Here is a 24,702-nt window from a genome sequence, read left to right as displayed (position 1 = left end):
GATATAACAGGAAGTAACTATCACCTGCGTGATTTCGTAACGCCTGCGCGAACAGTTTCATGGAAAACGGGCTAAATAGTTTTACACTTATTTAGGCAGAGTCATTTCCATGGATCACTATTTCAGGAGAATGAGTTATGTCAATTAACAGCAAAAAATTATCCGCTGCTATGCTGGCTGTCACGCTGGCGTTATCACTGAGCGCATGCTCTGGCATGAGCAAACAAACTCGTAACACAGCGATTGGTGCTGGTGCTGGCGCAATCGGTGGTTCTGTCTTAACTGATGGTAGCGCCCTGGGTACCTTAGGTGGTGCCGCGGTGGGTGGGATTATCGGTCACGAGGTAAGTAAGTAAAGTAATACCGATTGCCATCGCAGTCAATTATAAGACATTGTTATTTATAGTCTTATAAAAATATAAGAATATTAAGCCACGGCTCCGGCCGTGGCTTATTTTATTGTTTAGCGTCAGCCGCCCGCTAATTTCACTTTCATTCCTTTCGCTTCCAGCAGGGATTTAATGAGATCCCGCTTATCGCCCTGGATTTCAATTACGCCATCCTTAACTGACCCGCCGCAGCCGCACTTTTTTTTCAGCTCTGCGGCAATCGAGGCCAGGGTGGCATCATCGGCATCAATGCCGGTCACCAGGCATACGCCCTTCCCTTTACGCCCGCTGGTCTGGCGTTGAATGCGTACAATGCCGTCGCCTTTCGGGCGTTCAGCAACCGCTTTTGGTTCATCAATGCGCCCGGCATCGGTCGAATAGACCAGGCGACTATTGGTATCGCGCATTACGCCCCCTTGTGAAGTGATGCGTTGATGGCTTTCAGGGTTTGCGCCGGATCCGCAGACTGGGTCACCGGACGACCAATAACCATATAGTCCACGCCCGCCGCCAGCGCCTGCTCCGGGGTCATAATGCGGCGCTGATCGCCGGCATCGCTACCCTGAGGACGAATACCTGGCGTGACCAGCTTAAAGTCCTGCCCGATAGCGTTTTTAAAACGCACCGCTTCCTGGGCAGAGCAAACCACGCCATCCAGTCCGCAGTTGTGGGTCAGGCGTGCCAGACGCTCAGCATGTTCGGCGGGTGACAGTGTCACCCCCAGATCCAGCAGGTCGCTGGCTTCCATGCTGGTCAGCACGGTGACAGCAATCAGTAATGGCGCGTCTTTACCAAACGGCAGCAGGGCTTCACGGGCTGCGGTCATCATTCTTGCCCCTCCGGAGGCATGAACGTTCACCATCCACACTCCCAGCTCGGCTGCCGCCGCGACCGCATGGGCCGTCGTGTTAGGAATATCGTGGAATTTCAGATCCAGAAAGACATCAAAGCCGCGCTGCTGCATATCACGCACGATTTGCGGACCAAACAGCGTGAACATCTCTTTGCCGATTTTCAGGCGGCAGTCGCGTGGGTCAATACGATCAACGAACGCAAGCGCGTTATCGCGATTGTTATAATCCAGGGCGACAACAACAGGAGATTCAGTAACTGCGCGGAAAGAAGAGGGAGCTACAGACGTCATGACCTGACCTTCTCGTCGATGGGCGCCGCATCGGCGCGGGAATGTTAAACGGCGTGCATTCTACCTGTGCATCGCTGAAATTAACAGGTTCCATTTCCATTCCTGCCAGGCCACAGCGTGCACCGGCCAGAACGAAAAACACCCATAAGTATGTTGTAACTAAAATAGGTTTTTTTAAAAATTACTGCCCATCCAGGCCGCGAATCGGCTTAATGGTGGACCAGGCGCGGCACGACGGACAGTGCCAGTAGAGCGTATAGGCGGTGAAACCACACTTCTGGCAGCGATAACGCGGCTTACTGCGGATCTGTTCGCCAACCATGTCGCGCAGCACCATCAGGCTCTCTTTAGCGCGCCCCTCCTCCGCATCGTTCAGGTGATAATCCATCAGCTTATGGAAGACGCGCATGGTGGGATGGCGCTGAAGCTGCCGTGTAATATAGACCTGCGCCGTGTCAGTGCCTTCGTGATCCTGGACGACATCCGCCAGCATTAGCTCCGCATAAGCGCCGGTATTCTCTTCCACGCAGCGGCGCAGGAAGGCTACCCACTCTTCAACCATACCCAGTTGCTGATAGCAGGTTTGCAGCATCTCGAGGGTTTCGCTGACCAGCTCTTTATCCTGATCGATCACCCGCAGCAGACTCTCTACCGCCTTCTGATAATCGCCTTTTGCCATGTAAACGCGGCCCATCATGATGGAGACGCGCGCGCTGCTGCGATCGGCGGCTGCGCCCTTCCTGAGGAGCGCCATGGCTTTATCCATGTCTTCATTGCCCATCTGCTGCAGAGCCAGCTCGCAATAGAAATGGGCGATTTCAACACGCTGTTTGTCTTTACCCAGCTTCACCAGGCGTTCCGCAACATCGATTGCTTTCTGCCATTCGCTGGTAGCCTGATAAATCTGGAGAAGCTGTTGCAGGGCGCTGATACGGAAATCGGTTTCGTCCACCAGCTGGTTGAACATCTCTTCGGCGCGATCGTACAACCCTGCCGCCATGTAGTCGCGACCAAGTTGCTGTACAGCCAGCAGACGCTGCTCATAGGTTAAAGAGGCGCTTTCCATTAAGGTCTGGTGGATGCGGATGGCGCGGTCAACTTCACCGCGGGAGCGGAACAGATTACCGAGAGTAAGATGGGCCTCAACGGTCCCGGTATCCTCTTTCAACATCTCGAGGAACAGGTCTACCGCTTTATCCTGTTGGTTGCTCAGAAGGAAGTTAACCCCGGCGACATAGTCGCGTGAAAGGCGGTTAGCTTCATCCTGTTTTGTTTGTTGCGCACTTCTGCGGCCCATATACCAGCCATAGGCTGCGGCTACAGGCAAAAGCAGAAACAACAACTCCAGCATCTTCGATTATTCCTTCGCTACCGGCACACCTGAACTTACCGGAACGTCGGTCGGGGGCGCAATTTGGTATTCAAGACGTTTAATTTTACGTTCGGCACGCGCCAGCGATACTCGCACTTTCAGCCAGAACAGGCCGCAAATGAGCCAGCCGATTGCAAACCCTGCCGCAAAAAGTACCGCAAGCAGGCTGGAAATCCGATATTCGCCTTGCGCCAGCAGATAATTAAAGGTTACCTGTTGATCGTTTTGCGCACCCAATGTGACGGAAATGACAAAAATCGCCAGCACCAGTAAGAAAATGAGTAAATATTTCACATTACTTCCCGTTATGTGGTTTGAGCGAATAAAGAGTGTTCAACATAGCGTAGTCAGCCTTATAAACTACCATTTTCAGGACGGGCGCGAAACGGAAAAAGCATCGCGCCACGGTTAGATGTGCGACTAAATATGAGAATTTCAACCGCTGTCAGCTTTCCTGGTCTCTGTCGGCTATTTCCCGCTTCTCTTCTACCGGCGGCGTGAGTGGGCCGCAGACGCGCTGAGCAAGCCAGGTGGCGCAGGTGATGAGTAGCCATGACATCAGAGTGGCAACCACCAGGTCCCGCGGCCAGTGCATGCCGAGCAGCAGGCGGCTCCCCATGACTCCCGTCGCCCACACCAGCAGAAAGGCGATGGTTAATGTGCGCCGACGCGGCCACAGCAGCCCTACCCCCAACAATGCCCAGCTTGCGGCAAACATCGTGTGCCCGGACGGAAAGGCAAAGCCAGTCTCTTTTTGCCAGTGCTTACGTAAGAATGTCGGGACAGCCTGCTGTTCAGTAAGCTGTTCTTTCACCAGCTCACCGCGTTCTTTACGCTTTAAATTGTAGAAGTCGTCGACCGGCACATGGTGAGTTTTTTCCAGCCAGACGACAAATGGACGCGGCTCCTGCACCCGATCTTTCACCCAGGATTTGAGCCCCTGGCCGACCAGAATCACGCCAGCGAGAATGGCAAAGAGCATGATGGCGGGCCGCAGGCGGAAACGCAGGCACCATAAAAACCAACCGCACAAGAGCGCATGCGTAATAATGCCCCAGGGTTGGGTGACTGTTTCCGTGATCCAGAACAATGCCTTCAGCCAGGCGCTATTTGTGCCAGGCTCCCACTGCCAGCCTGATATCCATACAGTCACAGGCATAATGAGTAATATCCCTGCGCCAACCGCCGTACGGCGGGCAATAGAAAGCATGTCATCTCCTTTTTTCGGTAAGCCCCACAATCATAACCGAAAAATTACGGCTGCGTAAAAATGTCGGATTGTGCGTTTAACGTTCGTTAAGCTGGCGGTGATTAGGTGAACCCGCGCAGCTTGTGGCAAAATAAGTCAATACCGACAGCCAAACAGGCAACAGACACAAGGCGTGTCAGCATTTTCTGGAGAATCACATGCAGCTTAAACGTGTGGCAGAAGCCAATCTGCCAACCCCATGGGGCGATTTCCTGATGGTGGGTTTTGAAGAACTGGCAACCGGGCAGGATCACGTTGCGTTAGTGTACGGAGACACCTCCGGGCAGACGCCGGTACTTGCTCGTGTTCATTCCGAGTGTTTGACGGGTGATGCCCTGTTTAGCCTGCGCTGCGATTGTGGTTTTCAACTGGAAGCCGCCCTGTCGCATATCGCGGAAGAAGGCCGCGGCATCCTGCTGTATCACCGCCAGGAAGGTCGTAATATCGGCCTGCTGAATAAGATCCGCGCCTATGCCCTGCAGGATCAAGGGTACGACACCGTAGAAGCCAACCACCAGTTAGGTTTTGCAGCCGACGAGCGTGATTTCACCCTGTGCGCCGATATGTTCAAGCTGCTGGGCGTGGATGAAGTGCGTCTGCTGACTAATAATCCGCGTAAAGTCGAGATCCTCACCGAAGCCGGGATCAACATCGTGGAACGTGTGCCGCTGATCGTGGGCCGTAACCCGAACAACGAACATTATCTGGATACCAAAGCGGCGAAGCTCGGGCACCTGCTTAGCGAGTAACAATAACAGCCCGGCTACACCCTGTGTGCCGGGCTGATTAACGCGCTTTACTTCAGCATATTACGAATCACATAGTGCAAAATGCCGTCGTTCTGGTAGTAGGTTAGCTCTGTCGCGGTATCAATTCGGCAGCGACAGTCCAGCATCTCCGTCTGCCCATCTGCCCGGGTCAGTTTGACCGGCACGGTGGCGCCTGGCGTCAGATTTTGCAGATCCGCGATATCGATCCGCTCTTCCCCCGTCAGCCCCAGTGTTTTACGCGATGTCCCTTGCGGGAACTCCAGCGGTAAAATCCCCATCCCGATAAGGTTTGAACGGTGGATACGTTCAAAGGACTCGGCGATCACCACGCGTACGCCCAGCAGTCGAGGCCCTTTTGCTGCCCAGTCGCGACTGGAGCCGGAACCGTACTCTTTCCCGGCAATTACCGCCAGCGGCGTGCCTTCCTGCTGATACTTCATGGCGGCATCGTAAATCGAGATCACTTCGCTGCCCGGCAGATGGCGGGTCATCCCCCCTTCTACGCCAGGGACCATTTCGTTGCGGATACGAATATTGGCGAAGGTGCCGCGCATCATCACCTCATGGTTACCGCGACGAGATCCGTAGGAGTTGAAGTCACGTCTCTCAACGCCACGACTCTGCAGATACCGTCCTGCCGGGCTATCCGCTTTAATGCTCCCCGCCGGGGAGATATGGTCGGTCGTCACCGAATCGCCAAGGATGGCCAGCACGCGAGCGCCGTGAATATCTTCCAGCGGCTTAGGTTCCGCCAGCATTTCGTCGAAGAAAGGCGACAGACGGATGTAGGTAGAATCATCCTGCCAGCTGTAGGTATCCGAGCGCGCCACTTCAATGGTTTTCCACTCTGGCGTGCCCTCAAACACCTCGGCATACTCTTTGCGGAACATATCGGTAGAGACTTTTTCCACCGCCAGGGCAATCTCCTGCGCCGAGGGCCAGATATCTTTCAGATAAACCGGATCCCCTTTGCGATCGTGTCCCAGTGGGTCGGTCGCCAGGTTGATGTTCATATTGCCAGCCAGGGCGTAGGCCACCACCAGCGGTGGTGACGCCAGCCAGTTGGTTTTGATCAGCGGATGAATACGACCTTCGAAGTTTCGGTTGCCGGACAGGACTGCCCCTACAGTCAGATCGCCCTGCTTGATGGCCGTTTCGATTGGCTCCGGCAGCGGCCCCGAGTTACCAATACAGGTGGTACACCCATAACCCACCAGGTTAAAGCCAAGCTCATCCAGATACGGCGTTAACCGGGCCTGGGCCAGATAATCGGACACTACTTTAGAGCCAGGGGCCAGCGAGGCTTTTACCCACGGCTGGCGTTTCAGCCCAAGGGTAACGGCTTTTTTCGCCAGCAGTCCGGCCGCCATCAACACGCTGGGGTTCGAGGTGTTGGTGCAGGAGGTAATGGCCGCGATCGCCACCGCACCATCCGGGAGCTGGTACTGATGGCCGTTCATTACGTAATCAATGGGGCGGCTATCCTTTTGCGCGGTATTGACCTCAAGCTCTGTGCTGGCGGCAAACGCCTTCGGCACATCGGCCAGCGCCACGCGATCCTGCGGCCGTTTCGGCCCGGCGAGACTGGCTTCCACTTCGCCCATATCCAGCGCCAGGGTGCTGGTGAACACAGGTTCATCACCCGTGTTACGCCACATCCCTTGCGCTTTGGCATAGGCTTCAACCAGCGCAACCTGCTCGCTGCTGCGCCCGGAGAGGCGCATATACTCCAGCGTCACACCGTCGATTGGGAAGAAGCCACAGGTCGCGCCGTATTCTGGCGCCATGTTAGCAATGGTGGCCCGGTCTGCCAGCGGCAAGGTGTCCAGCCCGTCACCATAGAATTCAACGAATTTGCCCACTACCCCGTGCTTACGCAGCATCTGGGTAACAGTGAGCACCAGATCGGTGGCGGTAATGCCTTCACGCAGTTTACCGGTCAGCTTAAAGCCGACTACGTCAGGGATCAGCATGGAAACCGGCTGACCGAGCATGGCGGCCTCGGCTTCGATACCCCCTACCCCCCAGCCCAGTACGCCAAGGCCGTTGATCATGGTGGTGTGCGAGTCGGTGCCGACCAGCGTATCCGGGTAGGCCACCCACTCTTTATCCTGCAGTTCGCTCCACACCGCTTTGCCAAGGTATTCGAGATTGACCTGGTGGCAGATACCGGTGCCGGGCGGGACAACGCTAAAGCGGCTGAAGGCCTGCTGGCCCCACTTCAGAAACACGTAACGCTCGTGGTTACGCTCCATCTCCAGGCGCACGTTCTCTTCAAACGCTTCATCATCGCCAAAGTGGTCCACGGTGACCGAGTGGTCGATGACGAGGTCCACAGGAGAAAGCGGGTTCACTTTGGCAGTATCGCCGCCAAGACGTTTAACCGCTTCACGCATCGCCGCCAGATCGACCACTGCCGGAACGCCAGTAAAGTCCTGCATCAGGACCCTGGCCGGACGATAGGCTATCTCCCGGTCGGCATGGGCATTTTGCAGCCACCCGGCGAGCGCGTGAATATCCTCCGCGGTGACAGAGACGTCATCCTGCCAGCGCAGGAGGTTTTCCAGTAATACTTTAAGCGACTTGGGTAAACGTGCGATGTCCCCGAGTTCCCTGGCGGCCAGCGGCAGGCTGTAGTAGTGATAAGTTTTGTTCTCGGCCTGCAATGTGTCCTTACTGGCTTCGCGTAAGGTTAACGACATAAGCTCCTCCTTAATTACCGGGATTGCGATGCCCTGACCTTTATCAGGGCCGTAATTAAAGATAACACATCGTCACCGTAACGATTTGATAACAACCCAAATGGACAAATTTGCAGACTTATGGAAGGGGGAAAAACAAAAAGCCCCGCTTAAGCGAGGCTTTTATTTCAGTGTAGGGTGAGCCAGATCAGCTGGCACCAGAAGAGAATCGACAGGGAAAACGCGGCGATCCACGACCAGTATTTGGCTCCAGATATATTGTTCATGATTGTGACACCTGTCTTTATTTATTTGTTTACGGCTGAGTCTGGCTCAGTTCGGTATTGCTAATGTGTATTTATTTAAGAGTACAAAAGCGCACTGGATTATTAACGCGCTATGCCTGAGCGGCAGAATTATTGTTTTTTGGTATCGTCTTCTGCGAACGAATCAATGAAAGCTTGCTGTTGCGGCGACAGCGTCCAGGAAGCCGGAATGTGATCTGTCACGGCTTTACGGACTTTGCGGCGAGTGTCACGTTGCTGACACATAGGTTTCACTGCTTCACTACGCCCCTGTACCGTCATCTTTAACCCCAATATTTCCAGACCAGTAATGCCACCACGACCCAAAACAGGGTGGAACCGAGAAACACCGCCAGCCAGGCTTTACGCTTAAGTCCTGGGTCCCGTTGCGGCTCGTGACGTCCTGACGGCATTGCTAACCTCATACAATCGATATCACTTATCATTTAGATACCAAACAATTGGTATAAGTAATCATGGTTGAGATAAATCCTAAAGAAACTTTAGTTGAAAATCCAGCGAATTTACGAACTCTGTACCGTGAAATATCTAATCTTTTGAGCGGAAATATATAAATGAAACGAGGTGTTTGCGTAGCGGCTATTTATTTTCTATTTTTGTTGTCTTTTTGTAAGCGGGTCGGGCAAAAGGCGTGATAACGCTCTGGCTAATCTGATGATCAAACAGCGGAAAGCGGGCTTTAATACAGATGAGGGCGGGAATAACGGTATCTTTCCCGCAGGAAAGATACCGGAGGGGATTATTTTTCTGGCAGCTTAATATCTTTAAACATCGCTTCGATGTCTTCATTAGAACGCAGGGCAACTGCCGTATCCACGACATCACGGGTTAAATGCGGCGCGAATCGCTGAATGAAATCATACATATAGCTACGCAGGAAGGTGCTACGGCGGAAGCCGATTTTCGTGGTGCTATGGCCGAACACCCCCTGGGTATCCAGACGTACTAAATCGGGATCGGCAACCGGATCTACCGCCATACTGGCAATGACCCCTACCCCCAGCCCCAGTCGCACATAGGTTTTAATCACGTCGGCATCGGTGGCGGTGAAGACGATCCGCGGCGTCAGGCCTGCGCGATTAAAGGCCGTGTCCAGTTCAGAGCGGCCAGTAAAGCCAAAGGTGTAGGTCACCAGCGGATACTGGGCAAGCTCTTCAATAGAAACCGATGTTTTAGCCGCCAGAGGATGTTCCGGGGTCACCACAATCGAGCGGTTCCAGTGATAGCAAGGCAGCATGACCAGATCGTCATAAAGATGCAGCGCCTCGGTGGCGATTGCAAAATCCGCATTGCCTTTGGATACTGCCTCAGCAATCTGCGTCGGTGAGCCCTGATGCATATGCAACGAAACGCGAGGATAACGCTCAATAAAGCCTTTGATCACGCCAGGCAGTGCGTAGCGCGCCTGCGTGTGGGTGGTGGCGATATACAGGGAACCTTTATCAGGCCAGGTGTGCTCGCCTGCCACCGATTTGATGGCATCGACCTTCGACAGCACTTCGCGAGCGATACGGATAATCTCTTGCCCCGCAGGGGTAACCTGAGTGAGGTGTTTGCCGCTACGGGCGAAAATCTGGATCCCCAGCTCATCTTCAAGCATACGCACCTGCTTACTGATGCCAGGTTGCGAGGTATAAAGACCTTCTGCAGTGGAAGAGACGTTAAGGTTGTGGTTGACCACCTCAACGATATAGCGAAGCTGCTGTAGTTTCATGCCGGACCATCCGATTGAGCGCACACGGGCAATCGCTTAAGACGATTTGATAATAAGAAAAGGATTAACTATAACCACTATATCATTTATATCTTTGCTGTATAGCCCGTAACAAAAAATAATAAACAGGCAATAAAAAAGGGCCGGATGTCCGGCCCTTTTACAGGTAAGTTACGGTAATTAAGGATTATTTCTTACCTTCAACCCATTTTCCGTCAACATAAAATGCTGACCAGCCGGTCGCTTTACCGTCTTTTTCAGCAGCAACGTACTGCTGCTTGGTTTTACGGCTAAAACGCACGACCGTCTTATTGCCTTCAGGATCCTGCTGCGGCGCATCGGCGAGATAGCGCAGCTTTTCGGCCAGGCGATCGCGGAAGCGGTACAGTTCTTCCACCAGCGGCGCACGGGTCTCACGTGATTTCGGGAAGGTGTTAGCTGCCAGGAAGACACCCGCCGCGCCGTCACGCAGGACGAAATAGGCATCGGACTTCTCGCAAGGCAGCTCCGGCAATGGAACCGGATCTTCCTTCGGCGGTGCCACTTCACCGTTACGCAGGATCTTACGTGTGTTTTTACACTCGTCGTTGGTGCAGGCCATGTATTTACCAAAACGCCCCATCTTCAGGTGCATTTCAGAGCCACATTTTTCACACTCCACGATCGGACCGTCATAGCCCTTAATGCGGAATTCGCCCTCTTCAATCTCGTAGCCGTCACAGGTCGGGTTGTTACCGCAGACGTGCAACTTACGTTTCGGATCGATCAGGTAGCTGTCCATCGCGGTGCCGCACTTGTTACAGCGGCGCTTGGCACGTAATGCGTTTGTTTCCGCGTCGTCGCCTTCCAGCACGTTCAGGACTTCGTTTTCCGGCACCAGGTTGATGGTGGTTTTGCAGCGCTCTTTCGGTGATAAGGCATAGCCTGAGCAGCCGAGGAACACGCCAGTGGTCGCAGTACGGATCCCCATCTTGCGGCCGCAGGTCGGACAGTCGATGCTGGTCAGCACCATCTGGTTCGGCTGCATACCACCCTCTTCAGGGTCTTTCTCTGCTTTTTCCAGCTGGTCGGTGAAGTCGCCGAAGAAGCTATCGAGCACCTTCTTCCACTCGGCTTCGTGGTTAGCCACCTGGTCAAGGCTGTTTTCCATCTGCGCGGTAAAATCGTAGTTCATCAGATCGCGGAAGTTAGCTTCCAGACGATCGGTGACAATTTCACCCATTTTCTCGGCATAGAAACGACGGTTTTCCGTACGCACATAGCCGCGATCCTGAATGGTCGAAATGATCGACGCATAGGTAGACGGGCGACCGATACCGCGTTTTTCCAGCTCTTTCACCAGCGAAGCTTCGCTGAAGCGTGCCGGTGGCTTGGTGAAGTGCTGAGCCGGGGTCAACTCAATCAGGGAGAGTTCATCCCCTGCGTTGACCGCTGGCAGCGTTTTATCTTCATCGCCCTTACGCAGCGCAGGCATCACCTTCGTCCAGCCATCGAAACGCAGAATACGACCACGCGCTTTCAGGCGGAAATCGCCCGCACCGACGGTGAGCGTGGTGGAGTCGTACTGCGCTGGCGTCATCTGACAGGCGACAAACTGGCGCCAGATCAGCTGATACAGCTTCTGCGCATCGGCTTCCATATCTTTCAGGGATTCGGCCAGCACAGCAACATCGGAAGGACGAATCGCTTCGTGCGCTTCCTGCGAGTTCTCTTTGCTGTTGTACTGGTTGGCGCTCTCCGGCAGATATTTTTTGCCGAAGTTATCGCCAATGTAACCACGCACCATGTTGACGGCGTCCTGGCTCAGGTTGGTAGAGTCAGTACGCATATAAGTAATGTGACCAGCTTCATACAGACGCTGAGCCATCATCATGGTTTTCTTCACGCCGTAACCCAGACGGGTACTTGCCGCCTGTTGCAGCGTGGAGGTAATAAAAGGCGCGCCCGGCTTGCTGCTGGTCGGTTTGTCTTCACGATCCAGGACCTGATAGCGGGCTTTCTCCAGCAGCGCCACCGCGGCCATTGTCTGTTCGCGGTTTTCAGGGCGGAACGGCTTATCGTTCTGGTGCGACACTTCCAACGGCAAGGTATCGCCGCTCGGCGTGGTCACGCTGGCGTCAATTTCCCAGAACTCTTCCGGCACAAACGCTTTGATTTCGCGTTCACGTTCGACCACCAGACGTACGGCAACGGACTGTACGCGGCCTGCTGACAGACCACGGGCAATCTTTTTCCACAGCAGTGGAGAGACCATGTAACCCACGACGCGGTCCATAAAGCGGCGCGCCTGCTGGGCGTTAACGCGGTCGATATTCAGCTCGCCCGGCTTTTCAAATGCCTGACGGATCGCGTTTTTAGTAATTTCGTTGAACACCACGCGGCTGTAGCGGGTGTCATCTCCCCCGATCACTTCCCGCAGGTGCCATGCAATGGCCTCCCCTTCGCGGTCAAGGTCGGTTGCGAGATAGATGTGGTCGGCTTTTTCCGCCAGCTGTTTCAGCTCGGAGACGACTTTCTCTTTACCCGGCAGCACTTCGTACTGTGCCTGCCAGTTATCCCATGGGTTAACTCCCATACGATTAACGAGCGCGCTACGTTCATCCTTTTTAGGCTTTTTGGCCCCTTTGGTGGAGGTAGAGTCGGCGCTCTTCTTGGCTGAGCCACTGGTCGGCAGATCGCGGATATGACCGACGCTGGACTTAACCACGTAGTCACTACCCAGATACTTATTGATCGTTTTGGCTTTTGCCGGGGACTCAACGATAACGAGAGCTTTACCCATATTCACCTTTACCTAATTTGTTTCTTCCAGGAATACGTCGCGTGAGTTCACCTTCCACTGGCGACGAGTCATCTATATAACGACGCCATCAGTGGTTATCAACCCCTTTTCGGGAAAGTCGCTAAAAACGACCTCAGCCAGGTAGTTGAGTTTACGGGCTTTTTCTCGCTCCGGTGTGACTGCACGACGAGATTTAGGTCGAATGTCAAGCAAATCTATTGCCAGAATGACGAAAGCGCACACTCTACCTGATAAAATCCGTTACGCAACTTTATTAGCATGCAAAAGCAAATCACGCCAGCGCTGTCCGTCTTGCCCTGCATGCCGAAAAATGGGGAAAATTTGCTCCTGAGACCGCGGCGGCGTAGACTAATACCACTGTTTAAGGAGGGGATAATGCAGCAAACAACCCAACCCATCGACCGCGTAACCTTGCTTGCCGAAGCCAATAAACTTATTCGGGAACATGAAGACACCCTGGCAGGAATCGAAGCCACTGGGGTGGAACAGCGCAACGGCGTGCTGGTATTCAGCGGCGAGTACTTTCTCGATGAGCAGGGGTTACCCACCCCACGCAGCACGGCGGTATTTAACATGTTTAAATACCTGGCCCACGCGCTCTCGGAAAAGTATCACCTGGTCGACTGATGCAAAACGCGAGGCACTGGCCTCGCGTTTTTATTTACAGCAGGGGTTTTTGTCCACGCTGGAGCCAGCGTAGCAGAAGACGGTCCGCACTCTCTGCAGCGCTGTTGGTAAAGCGATCCATTAGCTTTTTGCGTCGCGTATAGCGCACGCCGACCAGCTCACGGCCCTCCATCAGCCCCAGCAGCAGATCGTCACTGGTTCCCACCTGATCCACCAGCCCTTTCTCCAGCGCCTGGGTGCCGTACCAGTGCTCGCCCGTGGCGACCTGGTCGATATCCAGGGTTGGACGCATCTGCTGCACAAAGCTTTTGAACAGCTGATGGGTGTCATTAAGATCTTCGCGGAACTTCTGACGCCCCTCTTCAGTATTTTCGCCGAGCAGGGTCAGGGTGCGCTTGTACTGACCTGCGGTGTGCAACTCGACGTCAATATCTTTGTTCTTCAGGAAACGATTGAAGTTAGGGATCTGCGCTACTACGCCAATCGAACCAATAATAGAGAAAGGTGCGGCGACAATTTTGTCGGCCACGCAGGCCATCATGTAGCCACCGCTGGCAGCGACCTTATCTACCGCTACCGTCAGTGGGATCTGCTTGTCACGCAGGCGTTGCAGCTGCGATGAGGCCAGACCGTAACCATGAACCACCCCGCCCGGACTTTCAAGACGCAGCACAACCTGATCTTCGGCTCTGGCCACCGCCAGCACGGCGGTGATCTCTTCGCGCAGGGATGAAACCTCATGCGCATCCATGCTGCCTTTAAAATCGAGCACATAGACCCGCGGTTTTGCCGCTTCCGGGCGCTGCTCAAGCTTTGCTTTCTGCTTTGCGGCTTTAGCGTCAAGCTTGTGCTTTTTCTTCTGCGCTTTGTGCCACAGCTTTTGCTGATGCGCGTCAAGCAACGCCACCGACATCTCTTCCTGCATCTCCGTGTACTGCTCGCTCAGCCGGGTAATCCGCAATTCGCCGCGCTGACGTTTGCGCTGCGTCAGGTTGACAATCAGAACTGCAATCACCGCAATGGCCATCACCACTGTTGCAATTTTGGCCAAAAATAAACCGTATTCAGAAAGTAATTCCACGCGTCCACCTTGGTTTAACCACTTGTTTTCACACCCAGTGTACAACAGCCTTCACCAGGCGTCTCTCATCTGACGATATCCTTGCGAGGCGCCTTCAGGAATGGGAATTTCACGGAAAAACATTTGCAAATTGTTAATTTTACAGTGAACTCTCCGGATGACTGATTGAAATCCTTGTCGCTTTCGGGCATAAAGCCGAAAAGAGACCGCACAGTATGGGCCGCGACAGCGCGAGCCAGAGGAGTGACCTTGCACTATCAACCCAAAAAAGATCTACTGCAAAACCGTATTATCCTGGTCACGGGTGCCAGCGACGGTATTGGCCGTGAGGCGGCGCTGACCTACGCACGCCATGGCGCGCGCGTTATCCTGTTGGGGCGTAATGAAGAAAAACTGCGTGACGTCGCCAGAACCATCGCCAGCGAGGGCGGCGCGCCGACACATGAATATACACTTGACCTGTTAACCTGTACGCCAGAGACGTGTCAACAGCTTGCCGGGCGCATTGCCGAGGATTACCCGCGTCTGGACGGGGTGTTGCACAATGCCGGTTTCCTGGGCGAGGTGCGCCCGATGGAGGAGCAAACCCCGGAGATCTGGCAGCAGGTGATGCAAGTGAACGTCAATGGCACTTTTTTCCTCACCCAGGCGCTGCTTCCTTTATTACTGCAATCTGATTCTGGCTCGCTGGTGTTTACCTCGTCCAGCGTCGGACGCCAGGGACGGGCCAACTGGGGCGCTTATGCCGCCTCGAAATTTGCCACCGAAGGGATGATGCAGGTGCTGGCTGAGGAGTATCAGAGCCGTCACCTGCGCGTCAACTGTATCAACCCCGGCGGCACCCGCACCGGCATGCGCGCCAGCGCGTTCCCGAGCGAAGATCCGCTTAAACTGAAAACGCCCGCCGACATCATGCCGCTCTATCTGTGGCTGATGGGAGATGACAGCCGCCGTAAAACCGGCATGACCTTCGATGCCCAACCCGGCCGTAAACCAGGAATTTCGCAATGAGTGATGAACGTCATCAGCAGCGCCAGCAGCGCCTGAAAGAGCAGGTCGATGCCCGTGTTGCCGCCGCGCAGGATGAGCGCGGAATTATTATCGTCTTCACCGGCAACGGCAAAGGCAAAACCACTGCCGCCTTCGGTACGGCGACCCGCGCCGTCGGTCACGGGCAAAAGGTAGGCGTAATCCAGTTCATCAAGGGAGAATGGCCAAACGGCGAGCGTAATCTGCTTGAGCCTCACGGGGTTGAATTTCAGGTGATGGCAACCGGCTTTACCTGGGATACCCAAAACCGCGATACCGACACCGCTGCCTGTCTGGCTGTCTGGGAGCAGGCGAAGCGTATGCTGGCCGATCCCACGCTGAACATGGTGCTACTGGATGAAATCACTTATATGGTGGCTTACGACTATCTGCCTTTGCAGGAGGTGCTGGACGCGCTGAACAACCGTCCGGCGCACCAGACGGTGATTATCACCGGGCGCGGCTGTCATCGGGATATTCTGGAGATGGCGGACACGGTCAGCGAACTACGCCCGGTCAAACATGCCTTCGATGCTGGCGTGAAAGCGCAAATCGGTATCGACTATTAAGAAAAAACCCGGCAATGCCGGGTTTTGTTTTTTTAGCCGTTGTTGTTACGGCTGCCAGAGCGGCGATTGCTGCTGACCTGGCTGTGACGTTTGACTGCCCGGCGGATCTGATTCGCTTTCATGCGACGACGATCTTTTTCCACCGCCACTTTAGAGGTGGTTTCCGGGGTCAGCTGCACCAGTTCACGCAGGTAGTTGGTCTGGGTTAAATCCAGCTCGGTATAGCCGCCACGCGGCAGCCCTTTCGGCAGCAGAATGTCACCGTAACGCACGCGGATCAGGCGGCTCACCTGCACACCCACGGCTTCCCACAAACGACGTACTTCGCGGTTACGACCTTCGGTCAGGGTGACGTTGTACCACTGGTTAATACCTTCCCCACCGGTAAATTTGATGGTCTTGAAGGCGGCCGGGCCATCTTCAAGCTGTACGCCCCGGGACAGGTCGCGGATTTTGCTGTCGTCAACTTCACCAAACACGCGAACCGCGTACTCACGCTCCACTTCACGGCTTGGGTGCATCAGACGGTTTGCCAGCTCACCGTCGGTGGTGAACAGCAGCAGCCCGCAGGTGTTCACGTCCAGGCGACCTACAGCGATCCAGCGCGCACCGCGCAGTTTTGGCAGGCGGTCAAACACGGTAGGACGGCCTTCAGGATCGTTGCGGGTGCAAAGCTCGCCTTCCGGCTTGTAGTACGCCAGCACGCGGCAGATTTGCTCGGCAGACTCTTTTACCGAGATAAGATGGCCATCGATACGAATTTTCAGGCCTGGTACGATTTCCACACGATCGCCCAGGGTGGCGATTTTACCGTCCACACTGACACGACCTGCTTCGATAATGGTTTCGATTTCACGGCGTGAACCGTGGCCGGCGCGGGCCAGCACTTTCTGTAATTTCTCGCTCATTGAGCTTCCTTCAGGTGTCGCCTTCACAGGCGTCTGGTATACTTTCAAAAACAATGAGTTAAGTTTAAAAAACATTAACTCACTGATCTGCAACTATTTCATAGCACACAAAATGGCGGACAAGGTGTCGCACCCAGTGATTCATGGCCGCACATATTACATGAATTTTAGACTAAATGATTCAACAAGTTTTGCGCGGCGGCGTTCTGGCACTGTTAACCTGAAGTAAACCCAACGGATTGGCCCTCTCGTACAGATGGGCTGTCGGATTATGGTTATGCCGTAGGGCGCTCATTCCAGGCATCTGTGTGCTGAATGTTGCCATCCACTATGCGCCAGGTGATTTTTTCATACTGAATGCTGACGCTTTCTACATGGTTCATTTTGTCGTTGCCCGTGAGTTTAACGTTCGGCACAGCGCAATTTACCCCGGTGATCTTCACGTTTTCCATAAACACCGTGTAATAGCAGACTTCCTGCCCGGCGTCGTTGATATGGTAAAACTTGATTTCCGCGCTTTTTAACGTCTGGCCTGTAGCGGCTGCTTTATACAGATAGGGCGTTGAGCTATCCACTTCCTTTTCAATCATCATGGATGAGTGCTGGCGGGTTCCGGTGATTTTCCCATTGGCACTGTCTACTGGCAGGTTAATGCCGTGGCTTAACCCGATTATCTCTATGCTGCCTTCACGATCTTTGACATCTACGGAGCCTTTAATATCTGCACCGCCATCGTCTTTCAGCCACATATACGGAGGGATAGGCATTTTATTTTTTCCTTAATTTTTTGATTAACTTCATTGTTAAAATGTATAAAGGGATAGCTATTGATAGCATTATTGAAAAATCTATATCGGTAAAAGCTTCATACATGGAATCGGCGCTTTCATCTCCATAGACAATAAGCGCCCATTTTGTTGCAAAATCTTCACCAATATATAACTCTGCTTCTGGAAAAGTTTTTCCTAAAAACATCAGCAACATAATGAAATAAATCAACTTACTTATTTTACGTGCAAGAATTTTTAGTATAGCCACCATCGACTACCTCCACCCACCCTCGCGCCATCAACGACCGCATACAGGGAACCTGCATAAGTGAGGTATTCATAAGCGCATTGCGGATCATCGCAAAATCAGAATTATTGGCGATGGTTATGCAACCTTTTGATACCGTACCAGGATGCAACCGGAAGTTACCGCGTTGAACCCCTTCTATCCAGGTGTCATCATCGATTCCCCAATCATCGCGCCATAAGGCAAACCAGTCCGATTTACCAAAAGCGCGTCGACCAAAGAATCTATTAGCCTCATCGTGTGTTTCCGTTAATTTCTGAGAAAAGTAGTTACCTTCTTTGCGATCTACGATCCAATATTTTCCGGGAGGGATCGGCCCTGATTTTGCAATAGCAGCACAATTAATATTGTTCCGGTAGGTACCCAACCCTGAATGCGCCATAAACACACCCACGCCATACAGATTAAAAGGTACATAATCTGCCCCGTTCAGAATCAACTTTCCCTGTAACGCCATCGACATTTCCATATCTAAAAATGGTATTCGCTTATCATATATCTACATATTCAGGCATGGGTAAGGCTATTCCGTGCACAGAAAGATTTTCAGATAATAATAAGATAATAAGTAAAGGAAGACGTAAATAAGCAGAGAGATAAGTAATGGGCCATTATAGCGAGGAAAAAACGCTAATGAGATGGCCCATTAAAATAGAAATTACAGGAAAGGTTTTACGTCACCTACCCCTTCACGCAACACGACCGGGGCATCTTCCGTTAAATCGACGACCGTGGTCGGCTGTTGGCCGAGGTAGCCGCCGTGAATCACTAAATCCACCTGTTTTTCCAGACGGTCTTTGATCTCATCCGGGTCAGACTCGGTAAAGTCGCTACCCGGTAGCATCAGGGATGTGGAGAGCATCGGCTCACCCAGCGTTTCGAGCAGCGCCTGAGCAATCGGATTAGAGGGCACTCGCATCCCGATGGTTTTGCGTTTTTCCTGCAGCAGGCGGCGCGGCACCTCTTTGGTTCCCTTCAGGATAAAGGTGTAGTTACCCGGGGTGTTATTTTTGATCAACCGAAACGCCACGTTATCAACGTAAGAGTAGGTAGACAGCTCAGAGAGATCGCGACACATTAGGGTGAAGTTATGCCCGTTCGGGAGGTGGCGGATCCGGCAAATACGCTCCATCGCGCTTTTATCTTCAATCTTACAGCCCAGCGCGTAGCCCGAATCGGTTGGATAGACGATAACCCCGCCCTTACGCACGATCTCCACGGCCTGATTAATCAAACGCGGCTGCGGATTGTCAGGATGGATATAAAAAAATTGACTCATACTTCCCTCTCTTCAATTGGCGTTGGCTGTTCCCAGAGCTGCCACACGGGCTCGACGCCGGCGGGTAACCACAGCTTGCGTCCCAGCTCGATCCAGGGACAAGGCTGATGGAAATCAGAGCCCTGGGAGCCAAGGAGGCCGTACTGGCGGGCATACTCAGCCAGTTGACTGCGCTCGTTGGGCGCCTGCTGACACTGCGCGACTTCCATCGCGTCTCCGCCGTGTTCGGCAAAGTATGCCAGCAGACGTTTCAGCCATTTGGCGGAGAGGTTATACCGACCGGGATGGGCCAGCACCGCCTTGCCGCCAGAATGATGAATGACATCAATAGCTTGTTCTATTGTACACCACTGGGGAGGAACGTATCCGGTTTTCCCCCGTGCGAGGTATTTTTTAAACACATCCGCAATGTTATTCGCCTTTCCGGCCTCAACCAGAAAACGGGCAAAGTGCGCCCGGGTTACCGCGCCGCCTTTTGCCAGGCGGAGTGCCCCTTCCCAGGCACCGGGAATATGGGCTTTGTCCAGCCGTTCGGCGATCAGTTCGGCCCGCAGCACGCGACGCGCCTTCTGCTCGTCCAGCAACGTACGCATGGCAGGGTTCTCAATATCGATGTTCAATCCGACGATATGGATCTCATGATTTTCCCAGACGGTGGAAATTTCCACGCCCGTTATAAGCGTAAGCGGCAATTCAGTGCGGGCAATTTCTGCCCGCGCGGCTGCAATGGCCTCGGTGGTATCGTGATCGGTGATCGCCAGCGTGCCCACACGCATCTCGTGGGCGCGATGGACAAGTTCTTCGGGCGTAAGCAGGCCGTCAGAGGCCTGAGTATGGCTATGTAAATCGTAAATCACTGCGTAATTCGTGTCGCTCAAAGCGGCTCCCGTCACTCTTCTTCAATATCTGCGCCGCCATAATAACGGTATGTGGTGAAATTCTGAAATCGGGGGGTTGACATTACACCATCGAACTAGTTAACTAGTACGAAAGTTCACTCAACGAGGTATCTGAAAATGACCGCACATTTCACTCTGCATGGCTGGTGGCGCACTTCCTGAAATTCGGGCAGTGTCGTACGTCTGCAATGTGCAAACAGATACCTGGCCCGCCACTGAGCGGGCTTTTTTTTGAACAGAATAAAGAGAACAAAAAATGCAAACAGCCAAACCGAACCTCGAACTGCTGACCCGTGAGGCGGCCTATCGCCACAACCCTACCGCTCTGTTCCATCAGGTCTGCGGCGCGCGCCCTGCCACGCTGCTGCTGGAGTCTGCGGATATCGACAGTAAGGATGACCTGAAAAGCCTGCTGCTGGTGGATAGCGCCCTGCGCATCACCGCCCTGGGCGACACCGTTACCCTGAAAGCACTGTCCGAAAACGGCGCAGCGCTGCTCTGTTTGCTGGATGACGTGCTGCCTGCAGGCATTGAGAATGAGCATCGCCCGGATATGCGGATCCTGCATTTCCCGCCGGTCAGCCAGTTGCTGGACGAAGATGCCCGCCTCTGCTCGCTGTCGGTCTTTGACGCCTTCCGCCTGTTGCAGAACCTGGTGAATGTGCCGGAACATGAACGCGAAGCAATGTTCTTCGGCGGGCTGTTTGCCTATGACCTGGTGGCCGGTTTCGAAGAGCTGCCTGAGCTTGAACAAGGTAACCGCTGCCCGGACTACTGCTTCTACCTGGCAGAAACCTTACTGGTGATCGACCACCAGAAAAAATACACCCGCATTCAGGCCAGCCTGTTTACGCCGTTACTGGCTGAGAAACAGCGTCTGGAGCAGCGCATTGCCCAGCTGCAGGAGCAGATGAATGAAGCGCCACCGGAGCTGCCGGTGCAGCGCGTGGAACAGATGCGTTGCGATGTCAGTCAGACGGACGACGAGTACGGCGTGGTGGTTCGCCAGATGCAAAAAGCCATTCGTGCGGGCGAGATTTTCCAGGTGGTGCCATCCCGTCGTTTCTCCCTGCCCTGCCCGTCTCCGCTGGCGGCCTACGACGTGCTGAAGAAAAGCAACCCCAGCCCGTACATGTTCTTTATGCAGGATAACGATTTTACGCTGTTCGGCGCCTCGCCGGAAAGCTCCCTGAAGTACGACGCCACCAGCCGCCAGATTGAAATCTACCCGATCGCTGGTACCCGCCCGCGCGGCCGCCGTGCAGACGGTTCTCTGGACCGCGATCTGGACAGCCGGATTGAGCTGGAGATGCGCACCGACCAGAAAGAGATGTCCGAACACCTGATGCTGGTGGATCTGGCGCGCAATGACCTGGCGCGCATCTGTACGCCGGGCAGCCGTTACGTAGCCGATTTAACTAAAGTGGACCGCTACTCCTTCGTGATGCACCTGGTCTCCCGCGTGGTGGGCGAGCTGCGTCAGGATCTTGATGTGCTGCACGCCTACCGCGCCTGCATGAACATGGGCACCCTGAGCGGCGCGCCTAAAGTACGCGCCATGCAGCTTATCGCCCAGGCCGAAGGCCGCCGTCGCGGCAGCTACGGTGGTGCGGTGGGCTATTTCACCGCCCACGGCGATCTCGATACCTGCATTGTGATCCGCTCGGCCTACGTCGAAGAGGGCATTGCCACCGTCCAAGCGGGCGCAGGCATCGTGCTCGACTCTGTTCCGCAGTCTGAAGCTGACGAAACCCGCAATAAGGCCCGCGCGGTACTACGCGCAATTGCGACTGCCCATCACGCACAGGAGATTTTCTGATGGCTGACATTCTGCTGCTCGATAATATCGACTCATTTACCTACAACCTGGCGGATCAGCTGCGTGCTAACGGTCACAACGTGGTGATTTACCGTAACCATGTCCCGGCCCAGACCTTAATCGACCGCCTGGCGACCATGCAAAACCCGGTGCTGATGCTCTCCCCGGGGCCAGGCGCGCCAAGCGAGGCGGGCTGTATGCCGGAGCTGTTAACCCGCATGCGCGGCAAGCTGCCCATCATTGGCATCTGTCTGGGCCACCAGGCGATTGTCGAGGCCTACGGTGGTTACGTCGGCCAGGCTGGCGAGATCCTGCACGGGAAAGCCTCCAGCATTGAGCATGACGGCCAGGCCATGTTTGCCGGGCTGATGAACCCGCTGCCGGTGGCGCGCTATCACTCGCTGGTGGGCAGCGATATCCCGGCGGGGCTGACCATTAACGCCCATTACAACGGGATGGTGATGGCGGTGCGTCACGATGCTGACCGGGTTTGCGGCATGCAGTTCCACCCGGAATCCATTCTGACCTCTCAGGGTGCGCGTCTGCTGGAGCAAACACTCAACTGGGCGCTGCAGAAGCTGGAGCAGACCAACAGCCTTCAGCCGATTCTGGAAAAACTCTATCAGGCGCAGACCCTGAGCCAGCAGGAGAGCCATCAGCTGTTCTCCGCCGTGGTGCGCGGCGAGCTGAAACCCGAGCAGTTGGCCGCCGCGCTGGTTAGCATGAAAGTGCGTGGCGAGCAGCCGCAGGAGATCGCCGGTGCAGCCACCGCCCTGCTGGAAAACGCCGCTCCGTTCCCGCGTCCTGATTACCTGTTCGCGGATATCGTCGGCACCGGTGGCGACGGCAGCAACAGTATCAACATCTCCACCGCCAGCGCCTTTGTGGCGGCGGCCTGTGGGCTGAAGGTGGCGAAACACGGCAACCGCAGCGTCTCCAGCCGTTCCGGCTCCTCGGATCTGCTGGCCGCCTTCGGTATCAATCTGGATATGAATGCAGAGAAATCCCGTGACGCGCTGGACGAACTGGGCGTCTGCTTCCTGTTCGCGCCGAAATACCACACCGGGTTCCGCCATGCGATGCCGGTGCGTCAACAGCTAAAAACCCGCACCCTGTTTAACGTACTCGGGCCGCTGATCAACCCGGCGCATCCGCCGCTGGCGCTGATTGGCGTCTACAGCCCGGAGCTGGTGCTGCCGATTGCCGAAACCCTGCGCGTACTCGGATATCAGCGTGCCGCGGTAGTGCACAGCGGTGGGATGGACGAAGTTTCCCTGCATGCGCCAACCCTGGTGGCCGAACTGAATAACGGCGAAATCAAAAGCTATCAGCTTGAAGCGGCAGACTTTGGCTTAACGCCCTATCACCAGGCACAGCTGGCAGGCGGCACCCCGGAAGAAAACCGTGACATTCTGACGCGCCTGTTACAAGGTAAAGGTGAGCCAGCGCATGAGGCCGCTGTTGCCGCCAATGTCGCCATGCTGATGCGTCTGCACGGCGAAGAAGATCTCCAGATTAATGTGCAAAAAGTGATGGCCGTGTTGCGCTCTGGCGCAGCCTACGACCGAGTGACCGCACTTGCGGCAAGAGGGTAAACAATGCAGACCGTATTAGCGAAAATCGTTGCCGATAAGGCCATCTGGGTTGAAGCGCGTAAACAGCAGCAACCGCTCGCCAGCTTCCAGAATGAGGTGGTACCGAGCAGCCGTCGTTTTTATGACGCCCTGCGGGGCGCGCGCACCGCGTTTATCCTGGAGTGCAAAAAGGCCTCCCCGTCGAAAGGGGTGATCCGCGATGATTTCGATCCGGCACAGATTGCCGCCATTTATAAGCACCACGCCTCGGCCATTTCGGTGCTGACCGATGAAAAATATTTCCAGGGCAGTTTTGATTTCCTGCCGATCGTCAGCGGGATCGCCCCACAGCCGATTTTGTGCAAAGACTTTATTATCGATCCGTATCAAATCTGGCTGGCGCGCTTTTATCAGGCCGATGCCTGCCTGCTGATGCTCTCGGTGCTGGATGATGAACAGTACCGCCAGCTCGCTGCCGTCGCACACAGCCTGAACATGGGCGTGCTGACCGAGGTGAGCAATGAAGAGGAGCTGGAGCGCGCCATTGCTCTGGAGGCAAAAGTGGTGGGCATTAATAACCGCGACCTGCGCGATCTCTCTATCGACCTTAACCGCACCCGCCAGCTGGCGCCGCGTCTTGGGGCCGGCGTGACGGTGATCAGCGAGTCCGGCATTAACAGTTATGCCCAGGTTCGCGAGCTGAGTCACTTCGCTAATGGCTTCCTGATTGGCTCTGCCATGATGGAGCAGGCAGATCTTAGCGCGGCGGTACGTCGCGTTCTGTTGGGTGAGAATAAAGTGTGCGGCCTGACGCGTCCCCAGGATGCCGCCGCGGCATATGAAGCAGGCGCGATTTACGGCGGGCTGATTTTTGTTGAGTCCTCCCCGCGTAACGTCAGCGAGTCTCAGGCGCGCGACGTGATCGCCGCCGCCCCACTGCAGTACGTGGGCGTATTCCGCAATGCCGCCATCGAAAAAGTGGCGGCCACTGCCGGGGCACTCTCTCTCGCTGCCGTACAGCTGCATGGCAGCGAGGATCAGGACTATATCAATGCCTTGCGCGCAGTGCTGGAACCCCAGGTGCAAATCTGGAAAGCACTGAGCGTGGCCGAGATCCTGCCGCCGCGCACGCTGCAGCATATCGATAAATATGTTCTGGATAACGGCCAGGGCGGAACCGGGCAGCGCTTTGACTGGTCGCTACTTGACGGTGAGAAGCTGGATAACGTCCTGCTTGCCGGAGGTTTAAGCCCGGACAACTGCGTTGAAGCCGCTAAAGCGGGCTGCGCAGGTCTCGATTTCAATTCAGGCGTTGAGTCGCAGCCGGGCATAAAAGATGCCAGCAAACTGGCTTCGGTGTTCAAAACGCTGCGTGCATATTAAGGAAGAGAA

27 protein-coding genes and 1 other annotated feature are annotated in these 24,702 nt (G+C 54.7%); of the genes, 9 read left to right on the top strand and 18 right to left on the bottom strand.

The window, feature by feature from the left end:
- The first annotated feature begins 137 nt into the window (after positions 1-137).
- Positions 138-356, top strand: coding sequence for an osmotically-inducible lipoprotein OsmB (osmB, locus tag ACF8PE_RS13785; RefSeq protein WP_392494981.1), 219 nt, complete (start codon positions 138-140; stop codon positions 354-356).
- Positions 357-469: 113 nt separating this feature from the next.
- Here the strand turns inward: osmB and yciH are convergent, their stop codons facing one another.
- The 5 genes from yciH to pgpB all read right to left on the bottom strand — a co-directional run bounded on the left by yciH (position 470) and on the right by pgpB (position 4,115).
- The gene (yciH, locus tag ACF8PE_RS13780; protein WP_032611165.1) at positions 470-796 is read right to left on the bottom strand and encodes a stress response translation initiation inhibitor YciH; all 327 of its coding nucleotides are present in this window, start codon (positions 794-796) and stop codon (positions 470-472) included.
- Positions 796-1,533 (bottom strand): orotidine-5'-phosphate decarboxylase, encoded by a 738-nt coding sequence (gene pyrF / locus ACF8PE_RS13775; RefSeq protein ID WP_392494980.1) that lies wholly within the window; start codon positions 1,531-1,533, stop codon positions 796-798. The genes yciH and pyrF overlap by 1 nt, the downstream gene beginning before the upstream one ends.
- Positions 1,534-1,714: 181 nt before the next feature.
- The gene (lapB, locus tag ACF8PE_RS13770) at positions 1,715-2,884 is read right to left on the bottom strand and encodes a lipopolysaccharide assembly protein LapB (RefSeq protein ID WP_032611170.1); all 1,170 of its coding nucleotides are present in this window, start codon (positions 2,882-2,884) and stop codon (positions 1,715-1,717) included.
- A 6-nt stretch (positions 2,885-2,890) separates the two neighbouring features.
- The gene (locus ACF8PE_RS13765; protein WP_032611172.1) at positions 2,891-3,199 is read right to left on the bottom strand and encodes a LapA family protein; all 309 of its coding nucleotides are present in this window, start codon (positions 3,197-3,199) and stop codon (positions 2,891-2,893) included.
- A gap of 151 nt (positions 3,200-3,350) precedes the next feature.
- Positions 3,351-4,115 carry a phosphatidylglycerophosphatase B gene (pgpB, locus tag ACF8PE_RS13760; protein ID WP_059307716.1) on the bottom strand — a complete coding sequence of 255 codons (765 nt, stop codon included), beginning with the start codon at positions 4,113-4,115 and terminating at the stop codon, positions 3,351-3,353.
- A 197-nt stretch (positions 4,116-4,312) separates the two neighbouring features.
- On the opposite strand from pgpB, the gene ribA reads away from it, so the two are divergent.
- Positions 4,313-4,903: a GTP cyclohydrolase II gene (gene ribA / locus ACF8PE_RS13755; RefSeq protein ID WP_032611178.1), complete on the top strand. Its 591-nt coding sequence runs from the start codon at positions 4,313-4,315 to the stop codon at positions 4,901-4,903.
- 47 nt (positions 4,904-4,950) lie between these two features.
- Here ribA and acnA read toward each other — a convergent pair whose 3' ends face one another.
- From acnA to topA, 6 genes are all read right to left on the bottom strand, one after another.
- On the bottom strand, positions 4,951-7,626 hold the full coding sequence (gene acnA, locus ACF8PE_RS13750) for an aconitate hydratase AcnA (protein ID WP_103793313.1): 2,676 nt from the start codon (positions 7,624-7,626) through the stop codon (positions 4,951-4,953).
- A 167-nt stretch (positions 7,627-7,793) separates the two neighbouring features.
- Positions 7,794-7,892 carry a small membrane protein YmiC gene (ymiC, locus tag ACF8PE_RS13745; RefSeq protein ID WP_032611183.1) on the bottom strand — a complete coding sequence of 33 codons (99 nt, stop codon included), beginning with the start codon at positions 7,890-7,892 and terminating at the stop codon, positions 7,794-7,796.
- Between the two features lie 129 nt (positions 7,893-8,021).
- Positions 8,022-8,156, bottom strand: a complete 135-nt coding sequence (locus tag ACF8PE_RS13740) for a hypothetical protein (RefSeq protein WP_072250830.1) — start codon at positions 8,154-8,156, stop codon at positions 8,022-8,024.
- Between the two features lie 38 nt (positions 8,157-8,194).
- Complete coding sequence (locus ACF8PE_RS13735; protein WP_213019257.1) at positions 8,195-8,335, bottom strand: YmiA family putative membrane protein; 141 nt, start codon at positions 8,333-8,335, stop codon at positions 8,195-8,197.
- Positions 8,336-8,670: 335 nt separating this feature from the next.
- The gene (gene cysB / locus ACF8PE_RS13730) at positions 8,671-9,645 is read right to left on the bottom strand and encodes an HTH-type transcriptional regulator CysB (protein ID WP_032611190.1); all 975 of its coding nucleotides are present in this window, start codon (positions 9,643-9,645) and stop codon (positions 8,671-8,673) included.
- Between the two features lie 187 nt (positions 9,646-9,832).
- A complete protein-coding gene (gene topA, locus ACF8PE_RS13725) occupies positions 9,833-12,427 on the bottom strand; it encodes a type I DNA topoisomerase (RefSeq protein ID WP_032611192.1) in 2,595 nt (864 codons plus the stop codon).
- A 396-nt stretch (positions 12,428-12,823) separates the two neighbouring features.
- Here topA and ACF8PE_RS13720 point away from each other — a divergent pair, with 396 nt between their 5' ends.
- Entirely contained in the window at positions 12,824-13,075 is a 252-nt protein-coding gene (locus ACF8PE_RS13720; protein ID WP_032611195.1) for a YciN family protein, read from the top strand.
- Positions 13,076-13,109: 34 nt separating this feature from the next.
- Here ACF8PE_RS13720 and sohB read toward each other — a convergent pair whose 3' ends face one another.
- Complete coding sequence (sohB, locus tag ACF8PE_RS13715) at positions 13,110-14,156, bottom strand: protease SohB (RefSeq protein WP_032611199.1); 1,047 nt, start codon at positions 14,154-14,156, stop codon at positions 13,110-13,112.
- Between the two features lie 249 nt (positions 14,157-14,405).
- Here sohB and ACF8PE_RS13710 point away from each other — a divergent pair, with 249 nt between their 5' ends.
- Both ACF8PE_RS13710 and cobO read left to right on the top strand, forming a co-directional pair.
- Entirely contained in the window at positions 14,406-15,167 is a 762-nt protein-coding gene (locus tag ACF8PE_RS13710) for a YciK family oxidoreductase (protein WP_032611201.1), read from the top strand.
- Positions 15,164-15,754, top strand: a complete 591-nt coding sequence (gene cobO / locus ACF8PE_RS13705; protein ID WP_032611203.1) for a cob(I)yrinic acid a,c-diamide adenosyltransferase — start codon at positions 15,164-15,166, stop codon at positions 15,752-15,754. The genes ACF8PE_RS13710 and cobO overlap by 4 nt, the downstream gene beginning before the upstream one ends.
- 32 nt (positions 15,755-15,786) lie before the next feature.
- Here the strand turns inward: cobO and rluB are convergent, their stop codons facing one another.
- The 6 genes from rluB to rnm form a co-directional block, all read right to left on the bottom strand.
- The gene (gene rluB / locus ACF8PE_RS13700) at positions 15,787-16,662 is read right to left on the bottom strand and encodes a 23S rRNA pseudouridine(2605) synthase RluB (protein WP_032611205.1); all 876 of its coding nucleotides are present in this window, start codon (positions 16,660-16,662) and stop codon (positions 15,787-15,789) included.
- A gap of 275 nt (positions 16,663-16,937) precedes the next feature.
- On the bottom strand, positions 16,938-17,429 hold the full coding sequence (locus ACF8PE_RS13695; protein ID WP_059307712.1) for a type VI secretion system tube protein TssD: 492 nt from the start codon (positions 17,427-17,429) through the stop codon (positions 16,938-16,940).
- 1 nt (position 17,430) lies between these two features.
- Positions 17,431-17,703, bottom strand: coding sequence for a hypothetical protein (locus ACF8PE_RS13690; RefSeq protein ID WP_032611209.1), 273 nt, complete (start codon positions 17,701-17,703; stop codon positions 17,431-17,433).
- Complete coding sequence (locus ACF8PE_RS13685; protein WP_155166886.1) at positions 17,672-18,196, bottom strand: DUF2778 domain-containing protein; 525 nt, start codon at positions 18,194-18,196, stop codon at positions 17,672-17,674. Before ACF8PE_RS13685 ends, ACF8PE_RS13690 begins: the two co-directional genes overlap by 32 nt.
- Positions 18,197-18,397: 201 nt before the next feature.
- Positions 18,398-19,018, bottom strand: a complete 621-nt coding sequence (locus tag ACF8PE_RS13680; RefSeq protein WP_032611213.1) for an L-threonylcarbamoyladenylate synthase — start codon at positions 19,016-19,018, stop codon at positions 18,398-18,400.
- A complete protein-coding gene (rnm, locus tag ACF8PE_RS13675; protein ID WP_032611215.1) occupies positions 19,015-19,896 on the bottom strand; it encodes an RNase AM in 882 nt (293 codons plus the stop codon). Before rnm ends, ACF8PE_RS13680 begins: the two co-directional genes overlap by 4 nt.
- 138 nt (positions 19,897-20,034) lie before the next feature.
- On the opposite strand from rnm, the gene trpL reads away from it, so the two are divergent.
- The 4 genes from trpL (at position 20,035) to trpCF (ending at position 24,693) form a co-directional block, all read left to right on the top strand.
- Positions 20,035-20,079, top strand: coding sequence for a trp operon leader peptide (trpL, locus tag ACF8PE_RS13670; RefSeq protein ID WP_106993556.1), 45 nt, complete (start codon positions 20,035-20,037; stop codon positions 20,077-20,079).
- Positions 20,056-20,150: a sequence feature (Trp leader region), on the top strand. It overlaps the preceding gene by 24 nt.
- Positions 20,151-20,173: 23 nt before the next feature.
- Positions 20,174-21,736 (top strand): anthranilate synthase component 1, encoded by a 1,563-nt coding sequence (locus ACF8PE_RS13665; RefSeq protein ID WP_144837211.1) that lies wholly within the window; start codon positions 20,174-20,176, stop codon positions 21,734-21,736.
- Positions 21,736-23,331, top strand: coding sequence for a bifunctional anthranilate synthase glutamate amidotransferase component TrpG/anthranilate phosphoribosyltransferase TrpD (gene trpD, locus ACF8PE_RS13660; protein WP_155166888.1), 1,596 nt, complete (start codon positions 21,736-21,738; stop codon positions 23,329-23,331). Before ACF8PE_RS13665 ends, trpD begins: the two co-directional genes overlap by 1 nt.
- A gap of 3 nt (positions 23,332-23,334) precedes the next feature.
- A complete protein-coding gene (trpCF, locus tag ACF8PE_RS13655; protein WP_164540554.1) occupies positions 23,335-24,693 on the top strand; it encodes a bifunctional indole-3-glycerol-phosphate synthase TrpC/phosphoribosylanthranilate isomerase TrpF in 1,359 nt (452 codons plus the stop codon).
- The last annotated feature ends 9 nt before the right edge of the window (positions 24,694-24,702 follow it).

It is taken from the genome of Leclercia sp. GLN_9 (genome assembly GCF_043105735.1).
Taxonomy (GTDB): Bacteria; Pseudomonadota; Gammaproteobacteria; order Enterobacterales; family Enterobacteriaceae; genus Enterobacter; species Enterobacter adecarboxylatus.
This window is presented reverse-complemented; position numbering and strand designations above follow the sequence as displayed.